The sequence below is a fragment of the Sphingomonas sp. M1A8_2b genome (assembly GCF_053345535.1).
Window position 1 is genome coordinate 770,585 of record NZ_JBKFAH010000001.1, and the last position, 15,784, is coordinate 786,368.

Below are 15,784 nucleotides of genomic sequence, written 5' to 3' on the forward strand. Positions count from 1 at the left end.
TTGCGTGCAGTTCATCCGGTGTGGGAGGGTGACGTGTCTTTGACGGCAAATCAGGTTCGGCTCGTGACGGACAGCTATACGGTGATCGGCCGCTCGCCCCGCCCGTATTCCGAACTCTTCTATCACCGCCTGTTCCTCAGTCATCCGTTCGCACGGGCGCTGTTCCCCGACGACATGACGCATCAGACGATCGTGTTCGAGAAGACGATCGATGTCCTCGTGCATAATGTCGCGGACATCGACCGGTTGAAGCCGACCTTGTCGAACCTCGCCAGGAAACATCTCGAATACGGCGTGAAGGCGTATCAATACGAAGCCGTCGGGGCTGTCTTGATCGACACATTTTCGGAAATTCTGGGAAGCCGGTTTACGCCCGAGGTCCGCAAAGCGTGGGAGTCTGTCTACGCCGAAACGGCTGGCGTGATGATTTCGGCAGCGTATTTCGACGACTAGCGCTCCGCGCCCTATTTCGCTCACTGGCGCTCCGCGCCTTATTTCGCCGACTGGCGCTCCGCGCAACGTGTGGCGGCGCTCGGGAGCTACCCGAGCTTACTGCGGTCTGGTGGAGAACCGGGGTGGCGGGTAAGCGGGGCCATGGTCAAAAACCTTGCCGCTGCGCTTCTCCTCGCCGCTCCTGCCACCGCCGCCGATCTGCCGACGATCGCGGCGGGGCGTTGGGATATCACCTCCACCGTCGTCGAGCTGTCAATTCCCGGCGTTCCGGGCTTCATCATGCGGATGATGCGCGGCAAGTCTAAGGCCGAGCGCAAGAGCATCCCGACTGCGCAGGCGATCGACGTGCTGTTCGTCCCGGATCCCAAGGCGCAATGCCGGGTCGATGGTCAGCGCGTCGCCGACGGTCATTACGTGCAGTCGCTGACATGCCCGCAAAAACGCGGGGAGCCGATGCATATCGCCCGCGTCGGAACATATGACCGCGCGGGCTTTGTCGGTCAGGCGATCGTGACCGGCGTGACGCCCAAGGGGCCGATGAAGATCGTGCTCAGCCAACGCGCTGCGCACGTCGCCAAATAGCGAAGACCGAGGGGCGCTCGAAGCCGGAGCGCCCCTGGGCCGTTACCGAAGACCGCCGCCCAACGCGCGGTAGAGTTCGACCGAATTGCTGTCGCGGGTCAGGCGGGCCGCCAGCAATGTCTGCTGCGCGCTGTAGAGCGAGCGCTGCGAATCGAGCGTGGTCAGGAACGTGTCGATCCCGGCACGGAAGCGCAGTTCGGACAGGCGGAAGGCACCTGCGGCGTTGTCGCGGAGCGACGTCTGCGCCTGGAGCTGCGCACCGATCGTACCGCGTCGCGCCAGCGCATCGGCGGCCTCGCGGAACCCGGTCTGGACGCTCTTTTCGTAGGTCGCGACCGCTGCATCGCGCGATGCCTGCGCGTAGCGGAGATTGCCCTTGTTCTTGCCGAAGTCGAACAGCGTCTGGCTGACCGACGGTGCGACCGACCAGTTCTGGCTACCGTTGCCGAACAGGTTCGACAGCCCGAGGCTGATCGTGCCGAATGCCGCGGTCAGCGAGATGTTCGGGAAGAACGCCGCGCGCGCCGCGCCGATATTGGCGTTGGCGGCGATCAGCTGATGCTCGGCCGCGGCGATGTCGGGGCGGCGCAGCAGCACCTCCGATGGCAGGTTCGCGGGCAGGTTCTCAAGCGTCGGTGAGGGGCCTTCGAGTGTCGACGGCAGCATGTCGGCGGTCACCGTCGTGCCGGCCAGCAGGTTCAGTGCATTCTGGTCCTGCGCGATCAGCGTGGTCGCATCGGCGATGTCCGAGCGCGCCTGATCGTAGCTGGTGCTCGCCTGGCGAACCTCGAGTTCGGAGGCGATGCCGATCCGGAACCGATCCTGCGTCAGCTTCACGGTCTGGCCATAGGCACGGGCGGTGTCCTGCGCGATCTTCAGCTTGTCCTGATCCGCGGCCATCGTCAGCCACTGCGTCGCGATTTCGGCGATCAGCGAGACCTGGGCGGCGTTGCGGTTTTCCTCGGCTGCGAAATACGTTTCCTGCTGCGCCTTGGTCAGATTGCGGACGCGCCCGAACAGATCGATTTCCCAAGCCGATACGCCGACGCTCGCCGAGTAGATATCGGTCCGCCCGCTGCCTGCGGCGACGGTGCCAGTGCCGGTTCCGGTTCCGGTTCCGGTTCCGCCGGTGGCGGTACCACCGATGGCGTTGAACGGCGACTTCGCATAGCTCGCGCTGCCGCTGGCGGCGAGCGTTGGGAACAGCTCGGCGCGCTGGACGCGATATTGCGCGCGCGCCTGAGCGACGTTGGCGACCGAAACGCGCAGGTCGCGATTGTTCTCCAGCGCGGTGCGGATCACGCGACGGAGGCGGTCGTCGGTGAAGAACGTCTCCCAAGACGTATCGGCCGGCATGATCGCGCCCGCCGCATCGGTCGCCGCGTACGCGGGACCGGTCGGTGTGGCCGCCGGCACGGACAGTGCGGGTCGAGCATATTTTGGCGCGAGGTTGCAACCCGCGAGCGTGAGCCCGGCGGCGAACACGAGCGCGGTCTTGCGCGAGAGCATGGGGGTCAACATCGGATCAGGCCTCCTGCGGCCGCTGGTCGTTGGGCGCGTCGCGGTCATTCCTGCGGGCTTCGTCGCGCGCGCGGTCACGGTTGTCATCGTCATGCGAGCGGTCGTCGCGCGCATCCGTCTTGTCCTGCTTGAAGACGCGCTTCACGAGCAGGAAGAACAGCGGCACGAAGAAGATCGCGAGGATGGTCGCGGACAGCATGCCGCCGACCACCGCCCAGCCGATCGCGTTCTGGCCACCGGCGCCGGCACCGCTCGACAATGCGAGCGGCAACACGCCGAAGATGAACGCGAACGACGTCATCAGGATCGGGCGAAGGCGAAGCTTCGCCGCCTCGACCGCGGCATCGGCCGCGTTCATCCCGTCGCCCATCTTCTCCTCGGCGAATTCCACGATCAGGATCGCGTTCTTCGCCGCCACGCCGATCGTCGTGATCAGGCCGACCTGGAGGTAGATGTCGTTGTTCAACCCTGCGAGCGTCGCCGCGAGCACCGCGCCCAGCACGCCGAGCGGCACGACGAGGAGCACGGCGATCGGGATCGACCAGCTCTCGTACAGCGCGGCGAGGCAGAGGAACACGATCAGCAGCGACAGCGCGTAGACCGTGGTCGACTGGCCGGCGGACAGGTTTTCCTCATAGCTGAGACCGGTCCACTCATAACCGATGCCGGGGGGCAGCTTGGCCGCCATCTCCTCCATCGCCTTGATCGCGGTACCGCTGCTGACGCCCGGTGCCGGCGAGCCCATGATCTCGAACGAGGCTACGCCGTTATAACGTTCGAGTCGTGAAGGGCCGTACTGCCACTGCGTCGTCGAGAAGGACGAGAATGGCGCCATCGCGTTGCTGGTGGTGCCACGGACGTAGAAGTTGCCGAGATCGGCGGGCGAGGTGCGGAACGGTGCGTCGGCCTGGACATACACCTTCTTCACGCGACCACGGTCGATGAAGTCGTTGATGTAGGCGCCACCGAACGCTGTGCTGACGGTGGTGTTGATGTCCGCCTGGCTGAGGCCGAGCGCGCCGGCCTGTGCCTGGTCGACGTTCAGTTTCAGCTGGGGCGCATCCTCGAGGCCGTTCGGGCGGACCTGCATCAGGCGCTTGTCCTGGCTGGCCATGCCGAGCAGCATGTTGCGCGCTTCGAGCAGCTTTTCGTGACCGACGCCGGCATTGTCCTTCAGCATGAAGTCGAAGCCGTTGGCGTTGCCAAGCTCCTGCACGGCCGGCGGCACGAAGCCGATGACCATGCCGGCGCGGATTCCGGCGAGCGCCTGGTTGGCGCGGGCGGCAACCGCGGCGACGGTGTTTTCGGCACCGCTACGATCTTCCCACGGCTTGAGCTGGATGAAGGCGAGGCCGACATTCTGGCCCTGGCCGACGAAGCCGAAACCACTGATCGTGAAGATGCCCGAGATGTTCTTCTTCTCGTCGATCAGGAAGTGATCGCGCAGCTTGTCCATCGTCCGCGCGGTTTCCTCCATCGGCGTGCCGGTCGGCATCGAAACCTGGGCGAACATCAGCCCCTGATCTTCCTCGGGGAGGAAGCCCGAGGGCAGGCGCAGGAAGATGAAGGCCATCGCGACGACGATCACGGCATAGACCAGCATCGTCCGGAGCCAGCCCTTCTCGACGCGGCGCAGGCCGTTGCCGTATTTGCCGATGCCCTTGTCGAAGGTGCGGTTGAACCAGCCGAAAAAGCCCTTCTTGTCGCCGTGATCCTGCTTCGACGGCTTCAGGATGGTGGCGCAGAGTGCCGGCGTGAGGATCAACGCGACCAGCACCGAGAGCACCATCGACGACACGATCGTGATCGAGAACTGGCGGAAGATCACGCCGGTCGAACCGCTGAAGAACGCCATCGGCAGGAACACCGCGGACAGCACCAGGCCGATACCGACCAGCGCGCCGCTGATCTCGTCCATCGACTTCTTGGCGGCTTCCTTGGGGGAGAGCCCTTCTTCCTGGATCAGTCGCTCGACGTTCTCGACGACGACGATCGCGTCATCGACGAGCAGACCGATCGCCAGCACCATGCCGAACAGCGTCAGCGTGTTGATCGTGAACCCCGCCGCGTACAGCACGCCAAGCGAGCCGAGCAGCACCACCGGCACGGCGATCGTCGGGATCAGCGTGGCGCGGAAATTCTGGAGGAACAGGAACATCACGAGGAAGACGAGGACGATCGCCTCGACCAGCGTGTGGACGACCTGCTCGACCGACAGCCGCACGAAGGTCGAGTTATCGACCGGATAGGCGATCTTGACGTCCGACGGGAACTGCTTGGCGACGCGTTCGACCTCGGCCTTGACCAGCTTGACGGTATCGAGTGCGTTGGCGCCGGGTGCGAGCTTCACGCCGAAACCAGCCGCCTGCTTGCCGTTGTAGCGCGCCTGGAAGCTGTAATTCTCCGAGCCCATCTCGACGCGCGCGACGTCGGACAGCTTGACGGTCGCGCCGCTGGTCGCCGAGCGGACGATGATCGCGCGGAACTGTTCGGGCGTCTGCAACCGCGACTGCGCGGTGACGGTGGCGTTGAGCGACTGACCCTTCATCGCCGGCAGGCTGCCGACCTGACCCGCCGAAACCTGCGCGTTCTGCGCGGTCAGCGCCGACGTGATGTCCGCGACGGTGACGCCGAGGTTCGACATCTTGAACGGATCGACCCAGATCCGCATCGCATATTGCGCGCCGAACACCTGCGTGTCGCCGACGCCCTTGATGCGGCTGAGCGGATCCTGAAGCTTCGAGGCGATCAGATCGCCGAGATCGACCTGGTCGTGCGCGCCGTTTTCCGAATAGGCGGCGATCACGAGCAGGAAGTTGGCGGTCGCCTTGGTCACGCGAAGACCCGCCTGCTGGACTTCCTGCGGCAGCAACGGCGTCGCCTGCTGCAGCTTGTTCTGCACCTGGACCTGCGCGATGTCGGGATCGGTACCCTGCTCGAAGGTGAGCGTGATCGCGAGATTGCCCGAGCCGTCCGAGGTCGAGGCGAAGTAGCGAAGGTTGTCGATGCCCTTCATCTGCTGCTCGATGATCTGCGTCGTCGTGTTCTCGAGCGTCTGCGCGTCGGCGCCCGGATAGGACGTCGCGACCGTCACCTTGGGGGCGGCGATCTCGGGGAACTGGGCGATCGGCAGCTGACGGATCGCGAGGATACCCGCCAGCATCAGGATGATCGCGATGACCCATGCGAAGATGGGGCGATCGATGAAATAGCGTGACATGGGCGGTTACTTCCCGGCCTGTGTATTGCCTGCTGCCGGGGCGGCGGCTGGATCAGCAGCCGATCCGGCATTTGCGGCGCCGTTGCCTTCGGGCTTGCCGATCTGCTGCGGTGCGCCGGGCTTGACGGTCGTGCCGGGACGCAGGTTGAGCAGCCCCTCGACGATCAGCTTGTCGCCGGGCTTCAGGCCGCTGGTGACGATCCACTTGTCGCCGATCACGCGGTCCGTCGTGACGGTGCGCTGCTCGACCTTGTTCTGCGCGTTGACGACCAGCGCGGTCGCACCGCCGCGCGGATCGCGCGTGATGCCGGCGGTCGGCGCCATGATCGCGTTGCGGCGCGTACCCTCGACCAGTTTCGCGCGCACGTACATGCCCGGCAGCAACAGGCCGTTGGGGTTGGGGAAGCGCGCGCGCAGCGTGACCGCGCCGGTGGTCTGGTCGACGGTCACTTCGGCGAACTGGAGGCGGCCCTCGATCGGATAGGTCGTACCGTTCGGGAGGAGCAGTTGGACGCGCGCACTGCCGTCGCCGCGGGTCACGCCGCCGCTTGCCAGCGCCTGCTTGAGGTCGAGCAACTGCGCAGCGGACTGGACCACGTCGACATAGACGGTGTCGGTACGCTGGATCGTCGCGAGCGGATCGGTCTGGCCGGTCTGGACCAGCGCGCCGACGGTCACGAGCGACCGGCCGATACGGCCCGAGATCGGTGCCTTGATCCGCGTGAAACCGAGATTGACGCGCGCCGACTGGACCGACGCCTGTTGCGCCGCAACATTGGCGCGAGCCTGTTGCGCCGAGGCCGTGGCGTTGTCCGCTTCCTGCTTGCTGACCGCGTTCAGCTGCACGAGCTGGCCGTAGCGCTGCGCCTGGAGACGGGTCGCGTTAATCTGCGATTGCGCGGCCGCGAGCTGGCCCTGCGCGCTGGCAAGCGCCGCGCGATAGGGGGCATCTTCGATCGCGTAGAGGACCTGCCCCTTGCTGACCATGGTGCCTTCGGTGAACAGGCGATCGCGGATCACGCCGCTGACCTGCGGACGGACTTCCGACGTCTCGACGGCGGCGATCCGGCCTGGAAGCTCGGACGTGAGCACCACCGGCTCCTCGGCGACGCTGACGACGCCGACCGTCGGGGTCGGCGGGGGTGGTGGCGCCTGCTCCTTGTTGCAAGCCGACAGCAGGGCGAGCGCGGCCAGTGCCACAGATCCCTTGAGGTTCAATCGCTGCATGTTGAGCATCCCGACGTCCGTGCAGATAGGTTGACCGGAATGAACGTTCATTCCGCTTGCTTGCCCGCTAGGATTGTGCGAGCGGCGGGTCAACCAAAAAACGCATCGGGAATATGATTTTGAGTGCAGTGCAGCATGAGATGGGAAGCCGGGAGCGTATCGTCGCCGCAGCCCGTCATCTGTTTGCGACCCAAGGGTTTCATCAGACCCCGATGTCAGAACTCGCCGTCGCGGCGGGGGTTTCGGTCGGTCAGATCTATCGCCTGTTCACCGGCAAGAACGCGGTGATCCAGGCGATCGTGATGGAAGACGCGGTAGCCAGGATGGCCGAGCTGCAGACGATGAACGACTCGGTCAAATCCGAAGGCCTGGCGATCGAGGAGGGATTCGTCGAGCTGGCGCGCCGCGCGCTGTCGAAGGGCGACGAGGCGTTGTCGTTCGAGATCATGGCCGAGGCGCATCGCAATACCGACGTCGCCGACACGATCGCCGACCTGTGCCGCGGGTTCCGCCAGATGATCCGCGAACTGGCCTGTGTCGCGAATCCTGAGTTGGAGGAGAACGAGCTTGAAGGCGCCGAGGAATTGATTCTCGCGTTCATGTTCGGCCTCGGCCATCGCACGTTGTCGCGGCCGCGCTTGTCGGAGGACGAGACCGCGCGATTGACCGGCCGGATGATTCTGGCCGCCGTCCGCGCGCTTTAGGCGACCGTGGCGCGCCGCGTTGCCCATGCGGCGCCACGAGCGCGCGCTTACGCGGTCGGTCTTTACGCTCGTATCCGAGGATGCCGCCAGGGGGGCGGGTTTCCGGCACGTTTTAGTCCGGCTGCCGTCCCAGGTTCACACATCACAATGTGGATATCAGATATCGTATATTATATTTGACTTAGTTTCGGAGACGTGATGGATTGCGCGCAACATCCAAACAGGGGCGCGGGCAGTCATGACATTTTTGGTCGGCAAATGGCGTAATCGGTCGAGCATCGGGGCGTTGGCTGCGATGATGCTTTCGTCGGGCGCGTACGCGCAGGTAGCGCCCGTGCCGCAGCCCGGCACCGATACGAGCCCCGACGAGTCCATCACGGTCACCGGCACGCGCATCCGTCGCCCCGATCTCGCGAGCAACAGCCCGATCACCTCGGTCACAGACCAGGAGATCAAGTATCAGGGCGCGGTCAACGTCGAGAACGTGCTGAACCGCCTGCCGCAGTTCACCGCCGACGCGAACGAGAACGTCTCGAACGGGTCGGACGGCACCGCCAACATCAATCTGCGCAACCTAGGATCGAACCGCACGCTGATCCTGCTCAACGGCCAGCGACTGTTGCCGCAACAGGCGATGGACTTGAATTTCGTCCCGTCCGTGCTGGTCGACCGGATCGACGTGGTGACGGGCGGCGCGTCCGCGGTGTACGGGTCCGACGCCGTCGCGGGCGTCGTCAACTTCGTGTTGAAGGATCACCTCGACGGATTGCGGATCGACGTCCAGTCCGGGCTCGGCCTGCATACCAACGACAACAGCGCGATACGCAACATCCTGACCACGCGCGGCTACGCGAACGCGCCGGGCCGCGTTGCCGATGGCGGCAAGCAGGATCTCAACGCGGCCTATGGCAAGAATTTTGCCGACGGGCGCGGCAACATCACCGTCTATGGCGGCTATCGTCACACCGATCCGGTGTTGCAGGCCAACCGCGATGTCTCCGCCTGCGCGCTTAATCCATCGGATTCGGCCGGCAACGGCCTGGTCTGCGGCGGCTCGAGCAACACGCCGACCGGCACGTTCGTCCCGCTTGGCGGGCCCAATTCGGGCAAGACGCTGACCAACAACGCCAACGGCACGCAGACCTGGGTGCCGTATACCTCGGCCTATGCGTACAACTACGCGCCGACCAACTACTTCCAGCGGTCGGACGAGCGCTATACCGGCGGTGCCTTCGCCAAGTTCGAGATCGCGCCGATCGCCGAAGTCTATGGCAGCTTCATGTACATGAAGGACCACACCTTCTCGCAGGTTGCGCCGTCCGCGCTGTTCCTCGGCACCACCTTCACCGTCCCCTGCAACAATCCGCTGATGAGCGCGTCGCAGCAGCAGTCGCTCTGCGGCGCGGCGGCGGGAACCGCGGCGACGCAGGATACGCTGATCGGCTATCGCCTCGGCTCGGGCCAGTCGCGCCGCGACGACCTGCGCCACCAGGACTATCGCTATTCGGCGGGCATCCGCGGCGATCTCGGTCACGGTTTCCGCTATGACGTGAACTATCTGCACTCGCTGGTGCGCTACAACGAGACATATCTGAACAACGTCGACAATGTGAAGGCGCAGCGCGCGCTCGACGTGGTCAACGTCAACGGCGTGCCGACCTGCCGATCGGTCGTGAACGGTACCGATCCGGCTTGCGTGCCGATCAACGTCTTCCAGGCGAATGCGATCACCGATGCGCAGGGCGCCTATCTGTTTTCCGAGAGCAACACCGCGTCCCGCAACGTGCTCGACGTCGTCTCGGCGAACGTGAACGGCGACCTCGGCACGTTCGGGATTTCCAGCCCCTGGGCGAAGCGCGGGGTCAGCATCGCACTGGGTGGCGAACATCGTCGCGAGACGCTGAACTTCACCGCCGATGCGATCGCGCAACAGGGCGGCACGACCAATTCGGACGGGCGCATCACCGTCAACGAAGGCTATGGCGAGATCGAGATCCCGATCCTGCAGGACCTGCCGTTCGCGCACGAACTGACGCTCAACGGCGGCCTGCGCTATTCCGCGTATCGCAACGGCCAGCAATCGACCGGATTGAAGTCGAAATACAACGTCTGGACCTACAAGGGCGAGGCGACGTGGGCGCCGGCGAAGGATGCACGCTTCCGCTTCAGCTATAACCGCGCGATCCGTGCGCCGAATATCTCCGAGCTGTTCGGATCGCGATCGATCGGCAATGTGTCCGCGCAGGATCCGTGCTCGGGCACGTCGCCCTCGGCATCCGTCGACATCTGCCGCCTGACCGGCGTGACGCAGGCGCAATATGGCAACATCGTCGAATGCCCATCGGATACCTGTTCGGCGCAATATGGCGGCAACTCAGCGCTGAAGCCCGAAAAGGCCGACACCTACACAGCGGGCCTCGTGCTGACCCCGCGGATGGTGCAGCACCTGACGCTGACGGTCGATTATTACCGGATCAAGGTGAAGGACTATATCAGCTCGGTCGACCCGTCGCTGGCGATCAGCCAGTGCGTCGCGGCGAGCGATCCGTTCTATTGCGGTCTTTTCACGCGGGATCCGCGTTCGGGCGCGCTGTTCGGCAGCAACGGGTATATCGTCTCGACGACGTACAATACGGGGTCGCTTAAGACCTCGGGGATCGATTTGACCGCGGATTACACGTTGGGGATCGGTGCGCTCGGCAAGCTCAACCTCAACATGGTCGGCACGCGTCTGATCTCGCAGGAGTCCGAGCCGCTGAAGGGTCTCGGCAGCTACGACTGCAAGGGGTTGTACGGGTACACCTGCGGTCAGCCCAATCCGAAGTGGCGGCACGTGATGCGCACGACATGGTCGATGCCGCAGGGCGCGAGCATCTCGGTGTCGTGGCGGCATATCGACCAGGTCAAACTGTCGTCGCTGTCGGACAACACCTTTCTTTCGGGGACGCCGAGCGTGATCAACCGGAAGATCTCGGCGTATAACTACATCGATCTCGCGGGCACGGTCGCGGTCGGCGAGGGGCTCCAGCTTCGTGCCGGCGTCAACAACCTGTTCGACAAGGATCCGCCGGCGATCGCCTCGGGTATCCTGTCGTCGTTCGGCAACGGTAATACCTATCCGGGTGTGTATGATGTGCTGGGGCGGACGCTGTTCGTCGGCGCGACGGTGAACTTCTGACGCTTGGACGGGCTGGTCGCGGCGTTGACCGACCCGTGATTATCTCGGGATGACACTATGACGTATCTTGGCCGCCGCGACCTGTTGAAGACCGGCGGCGTCACGGCCCTCGCCGCGGTCGTTCCCGCCGTGCCGATCGGTGCGGCGGGGACTGTTTCTACGGCCAGCCCGCGAGAGGTCGTTTCGCTTGAGACGGGATGGCGATTTCATCTCGGCCACGCGAGCGATCCGGCGAAGGATTTCGGCTTCGGTCGCTCGCACGACACCTATGCCAAGTCGGGCGATGTCGGCACGCCGGTCGCCGAGTCCAAGTTCGACGACAGCAAATGGGAAGCAGTGACGCTGCCGCACGACTGGGCAGTCGACCTGCCGTTCGAACAGTTCGGACCGGCGGGGAGCGAGGCGGACCGGACCGGATCGTTCCAGGGGTTCAAGCCGGTGGGACGGATGTGGCCGGCGACCAGCGTTGGCTGGTATCGACGGACGATCCGGCTCGAGAAGGCGGATTCGGGGCGGCGATTGCTGCTTCGGTTCGACGGGGTCGCGCGCGATTGCCTGGTGATCCTCAACGGCTTCGTCGTCGGCGCGAACGAGAGCGGCTATGCGCCGTTCGAGATCGACGTCACCGACTTTGCCAGGCCGGGCGAGGACAATGTGCTCGTCATCCGCTGCGACGTCAGTCTCGGCGAAGCGTGGTCGTACGAGGGGGCGGGGCTCTACCGCGACGTGCGGCTGGTGAAGACTGCACCGGTGCATGTTCGACGATGGGGGGCGACGATACGGTGCTCGGTCGGTTCGGATGGCGCGATCGTGCGGGTCTCGACCGAGATCGACAATGACGGTCCCGTTGCCAGTGCGCGCGTGCGGTCCACGGTGGTCGGGCCGGACGGGACGACGGTCGCGGTGCTCTTTGCGGATCCGCTGGACTTGCCGGCCTGGGGAAAAGCGATCGCGGCGCAGGACACGCGCGTCGCTGCGCCCGCGCTCTGGTCGCTGGAGACGCCGCACCTTTATACGCTGGTCACCGAGATTCTCATCGACGGCGCGGTGGTCGATCGCGACACGTCCACCTTCGGTATCCGCACGATCCGGTTCGATGCGGCGCGCGGCTTTTTCCTCAACGGCAAGCCGGTCAAGATCAAGGGTACCTGCAACCATCAGGACCACGCCGGGGTCGGCTTCGCGGTGCCCGACAGCCTGCACGTCTGGCGGCTCGAGCAACTGAAGGCGATGGGCAGCAACGCGTATCGCTCGACGCATCATTCGCCGTCGCCCGCGATCCTCGACGCGTGCGACCGGATGGGCATCCTGATGATCGACGAGACGCGGCAGATGTCGAGCAACGCCGAGGGGCTGGGGCAACTCGAACGGATGGTGCGGCAGGGGCGCAATCATCCCAGCATCATCCTGTGGAGCATCGGCAACGAGGAGATCCACCGCGGTACCGAGACCGGCGCGCGGATCGCCGAGACGATGAAGCGCAAGGTCTACGAACTCGATGGGACGCGGCCGGTGACGGAGGCGTTCAACGGCAAGTTCGGCGAGGGGGCGTCGCGTGTGCTCGACGTGATGGGATGCAATTACTACCTCGACGCGATCGATCCGTATCATGCGGCGCACCCCGCCATGCCGATGATCGGGACCGAGACGGGCAGCACGGTGATGACCCGCGGCGAATATGCGCGCGATGACAAACGGGGTTTCGTGCCCGCCTACGATCGCGAGTTTCCCAAATGGGCGACGACCGCGGAGACATGGTGGAGTTTCTACGACGCGCGGCCGTTCCTGAGCGGCGGGTTCGTCTGGACCGGGTTCGACTATCGCGGCGAACCTACGCCGTTCGAACGCTGGCCGGAGAACGTCTCTAACTTCGGGCAGATGGACCTGTGCGGCTTCCCGAAGGACAATTTCTATTACTACCGCGCGTGGTGGAGCGGCGAGCCGGTGCTGCACCTGTTCCCGCACTGGAACTGGGCCGGGCGCGAGGGCCAGCCGGTATCGGTGTGGGTGCACAGCAACTGCGAGGCGGTCGAACTGGTCCTGAACGGGCGGAGCCTCGGGCGGCAGGCGGTGGTGAAGAACAAACATCTCGAATGGCAGGTGGCGTACGCGCCGGGGCGGATCGAGGCGTACGGGTATCACGGCGGCAAGCGCGTGATGCACGCGGTGCGCGAGACCACCGGTGCGGCGGCGCGGATCGGGTTGTCGAGCGATCGGCGGCACTTGGCGCCGGGCGAGGTCGCGGTGGTGCGGGTCGCTATCCTCGATGCGAAACGGCGCGAAATGCCTACCGCGTCCAATCGCGTGTCGTTCACGCTGACGGGTGATGCGACACTGCTCGGCGTCGGCAATGGCGATCCGCGGAGCCTGGAGCCCGATCATGCGACGTCGCGCTCGGCGTTCAACGGCTTGTGCATGGCGCTGGTGCAGGCGGGTGCGAAAGGCGGGCCGATCCGGCTGGAGGCGCGTGGCGACGGCCTCGCGCCGGCGATGCTGCCGCTCATCGGTCTGACCAAGGATATCCGATGACTACACGTCGTTCGTCGCGGGCGCTCGCGCTGATCCTGTTGTGTGCTTCGGCGGCGGCGCAGGCCGCGCCCGACGAAGCCGCGTTCCGACGATCGATCGGACTGCGCCGGGCTTGGCAGGATTTGACGCGCGACGTGGCGTGGCCCGCGCGCTGGACACCGGACGGGCGGCGTTTTTCGTATCGCAAGACGGTGGCGGGCGGGTTTGCATTCGAGACGGTGGATGCGAAGACGCTCGCCAAGTCGCCCGCATTTGATACCGCCAAGCTCGCGGCGGCGCTCGGCGATGCGCGGCACGATGCGGTCGATCCGATGCACCTGCCGTTCGCCGAGTTCGACTACGTGGACGACGGCAAGGCGATCGCGTTCTCGCTGGACGAGACGCGGTGGCAGTGCGGGATCGTCGTCTATCGCTGCGAGGCGGCGGTCGATCGCAGCCGCCCGCGCGGCTTTGGCGTGGTGCGGGATATGGCGGTGCCGGCGGACAACACGCCGCAGGTTTCCCCTGACGGCAAATGGACGGCGTTCGTGCAGGGCGACAACCTCGTCGTGCGCAAGATCGGCGACACGGCGATCGTGCCGCTCAGCGTCGATGGCAGCGCGGGCGATTTCTACGATCCGGAAACGCTGCGCTGGTCGCCCGATAGTCGCCACATCATGATCTACCGCGTCCGGCCGGGCTATCAGCGGCACGTGCTGCGGGTCGAATCGTCGCCGCGCGACCAGCTCCAGCCGAAATTGCAGAGCCAGCTTTATCCGAAGCCGGGCGACGCAATCGACCAGGAACGGCCAGTGCTGTTCGATATCGCGGCGCGGCGGCAGACGGTGATCGACGACGCGCTGTTCCCCAATGCCTACGAACTCTCCGCGCCACGCTGGCGGAGTGACGGACGGAGTGTGGCGTTCGATTATGTCCGGCGCGGTTTTGGGCAGGCACGGATCGTCGCGGTCGATGCGGAGACGGGCGCTGCGCATGCCGCGATAACCGAGAACGCGAAGACGTTCGTCTATGCCGATCGCCGCTACGCGCACGATGTCGGCACGGACGGTCGCGAGATCGTCTGGGCGTCGGAACGCGATGGCTGGAACCACCTGTACCTGATCGACGGTCGCACGGGGGCCGTGAAAAACCGGATCACCACTGGAAACTGGGTGGTGCGCGACGTGATCGCGGTCGACGACGCCAAGCGCCAGATCGTGTTCGCCGCGAGCGGGATGAATGCGGGTGAGGACCCGTATTTCCGCCACGTCTACCGGATCGATTTCGACGGGCGACATCTGAGCGCGCTGACGCCGGCCAAGGCCGATCACGACGCACGGTTCTCGCCGGACGGGACGCAGTACGTCGACACCTATTCGCGCGTCGACCTGCCAACCGTTAGCGAATTGCACCGATCAAGCGACGGCGCGCTGATCGCGACGATCACCAAGGGCGACGATAGTGCGTTGCGCGCGGCTGGGTTCCGGCCGCCCGAGGTGGTCGTCGCGAAGGGTCGTGATGGCAAGACCGACATCTGGGGCGTCGTCGTCCGCCCGCGCGATTACGATCCACGCAAGAAATACCCGGTGATCGAGAACATCTATGCGGGGCCGCACGACAGTTTCGTACCCAAGCAATATTGGCCATTCGGGTTCCATTCCGGTGGCGACAAGGTCGTCGGGATGCAGGAACAGGCGGACCTCGGTTTCATCGTCGTGCAGATCGACGGGATGGGGACCGCCAACCGCTCCAAGGCGTTTCACGATGTCGCGTGGAAGAACCTCGCGGACTCAGGCTTCCCGGACCGGATCGCCTGGCACCGCGCAATAGCAGCGAAGGACCCGTCCTACGATATCGGCCGGGTCGGCATCTACGGTGCGTCGGCGGGCGGGCAGAGTACGCTGAACGCGCTGCTGTTCCACGGCGATTTCTACAAGGTCGGGGTGGCCTATGCGGGTTGTTACGACAACCGGATGGACAAGATCAGCTGGAACGAACAGTGGCTCGGCTGGCCGGTCGATGCGAGTTATGCCGCCGCCTCGGGCGTCGATCACGCCGCGCAACTGACCGGCAAGCTGCTGATGATCGTCGGCGAGCAGGACAGCAATGTCGACCCCGCCTCGACGATGCAGGTCGCCGATGCGCTGATCCGTGCGGGGAAGGATTTCGAGCTGCTGGCCGTGCCGGGGGGCGAGCATAGCGTCGGGCGCTCGACCGGGCCGATCGACTATGTCGCGCGGCGGCAGTTCGGGTTTTTCGTGCGCCAGCTTGCGGGGGAAGCGGTGCCGGATTGGAATGGGGTGCGGTGAGGGCGGCTAACGTCCCTAGCTCGTGAACGCTCCACCCCGGCGGAGGCCGGGGCCCAATTGGGGGACGTTGCTAATGAAGGGT

General features: G+C 65.2%; 9 protein-coding genes. 6 read left to right on the forward strand and 3 right to left on the reverse strand.

All coding sequences use genetic code 11. From position 1 onward, the window contains the following. Positions 1–33 precede the first annotated feature (33 nt). Together ACLBWL_RS03700 and ACLBWL_RS03705 are read left to right on the forward strand one after the other, a co-directional pair. Positions 34–453: a globin domain-containing protein gene (locus ACLBWL_RS03700; protein ID WP_447790330.1), complete on the forward strand. Its 420-nt coding sequence runs from the start codon at positions 34–36 to the stop codon at positions 451–453. Between the two features lie 141 nt (positions 454–594). Then, the gene (locus ACLBWL_RS03705) at positions 595–1,035 is read left to right on the forward strand and encodes a DUF3617 domain-containing protein (protein ID WP_447790332.1); all 441 of its coding nucleotides are present in this window, start codon (positions 595–597) and stop codon (positions 1,033–1,035) included. A 42-nt stretch (positions 1,036–1,077) separates the two neighbouring features. Here ACLBWL_RS03705 and ACLBWL_RS03710 read toward each other — a convergent pair whose 3' ends face one another. The 3 genes from ACLBWL_RS03710 to ACLBWL_RS03720 are packed head-to-tail and all read right to left on the reverse strand — an operon-like array spanning position 1,078 to position 7,003. After that, positions 1,078–2,556, reverse strand: a complete 1,479-nt coding sequence (locus ACLBWL_RS03710) for an efflux transporter outer membrane subunit (RefSeq protein WP_447790334.1) — start codon at positions 2,554–2,556, stop codon at positions 1,078–1,080. A 4-nt stretch (positions 2,557–2,560) separates the two neighbouring features. After that, a complete protein-coding gene (locus tag ACLBWL_RS03715) occupies positions 2,561–5,776 on the reverse strand; it encodes an efflux RND transporter permease subunit (RefSeq protein WP_447790335.1) in 3,216 nt (1,071 codons plus the stop codon). 6 nt (positions 5,777–5,782) lie between these two features. Further along, positions 5,783–7,003, reverse strand: coding sequence for an efflux RND transporter periplasmic adaptor subunit (locus ACLBWL_RS03720; RefSeq protein ID WP_447790337.1), 1,221 nt, complete (start codon positions 7,001–7,003; stop codon positions 5,783–5,785). 140 nt (positions 7,004–7,143) lie between these two features. Here ACLBWL_RS03720 and ACLBWL_RS03725 point away from each other — a divergent pair, with 140 nt between their 5' ends. From ACLBWL_RS03725 to ACLBWL_RS03740, 4 genes are all read left to right on the forward strand, one after another. Beyond that, positions 7,144–7,707, forward strand: a complete 564-nt coding sequence (locus ACLBWL_RS03725; RefSeq protein WP_447791981.1) for a TetR/AcrR family transcriptional regulator — start codon at positions 7,144–7,146, stop codon at positions 7,705–7,707. A gap of 238 nt (positions 7,708–7,945) precedes the next feature. Continuing rightward, positions 7,946–10,885 carry a TonB-dependent receptor gene (locus ACLBWL_RS03730; protein WP_447790339.1) on the forward strand — a complete coding sequence of 980 codons (2,940 nt, stop codon included), beginning with the start codon at positions 7,946–7,948 and terminating at the stop codon, positions 10,883–10,885. A 57-nt stretch (positions 10,886–10,942) separates the two neighbouring features. Then, positions 10,943–13,414, forward strand: a complete 2,472-nt coding sequence (gene galA / locus ACLBWL_RS03735) for a beta-galactosidase GalA (RefSeq protein ID WP_447790341.1) — start codon at positions 10,943–10,945, stop codon at positions 13,412–13,414. After that, complete coding sequence (locus ACLBWL_RS03740) at positions 13,411–15,702, forward strand: DPP IV N-terminal domain-containing protein (protein WP_447790343.1); 2,292 nt, start codon at positions 13,411–13,413, stop codon at positions 15,700–15,702. Before galA ends, ACLBWL_RS03740 begins: the two co-directional genes overlap by 4 nt. Positions 15,703–15,784: the final 82 nt, after the last annotated feature.

Bases quoted from the DNA above. Each gene is read 5' to 3' on its own strand.
- ACLBWL_RS03730 (WP_447790339.1), top strand. From the start codon at position 7,946: ATGACATTTTTGGTCGGCAAATGGCGTAATCGGTCGAGCATCGGGGCG.
- ACLBWL_RS03740 (WP_447790343.1), top strand. From the start codon at position 13,411: ATGACTACACGTCGTTCGTCGCGGGCGCTCGCGCTGATCCTGTTGTGT.
- ACLBWL_RS03725 (WP_447791981.1), top strand. From the start codon at position 7,144: ATGGGAAGCCGGGAGCGTATCGTCGCCGCAGCCCGTCATCTGTTTGCG.
- ACLBWL_RS03705 (WP_447790332.1), top strand. From the start codon at position 595: ATGGTCAAAAACCTTGCCGCTGCGCTTCTCCTCGCCGCTCCTGCCACC.
- ACLBWL_RS03715 (WP_447790335.1), bottom strand. From the start codon at position 5,776: ATGTCACGCTATTTCATCGATCGCCCCATCTTCGCATGGGTCATCGCG.
- ACLBWL_RS03710 (WP_447790334.1), bottom strand. From the start codon at position 2,556: ATGTTGACCCCCATGCTCTCGCGCAAGACCGCGCTCGTGTTCGCCGCC.
- galA (WP_447790341.1), top strand. From the start codon at position 10,943: ATGACGTATCTTGGCCGCCGCGACCTGTTGAAGACCGGCGGCGTCACG.
- ACLBWL_RS03720 (WP_447790337.1), bottom strand. From the start codon at position 7,003: ATGCAGCGATTGAACCTCAAGGGATCTGTGGCACTGGCCGCGCTCGCC.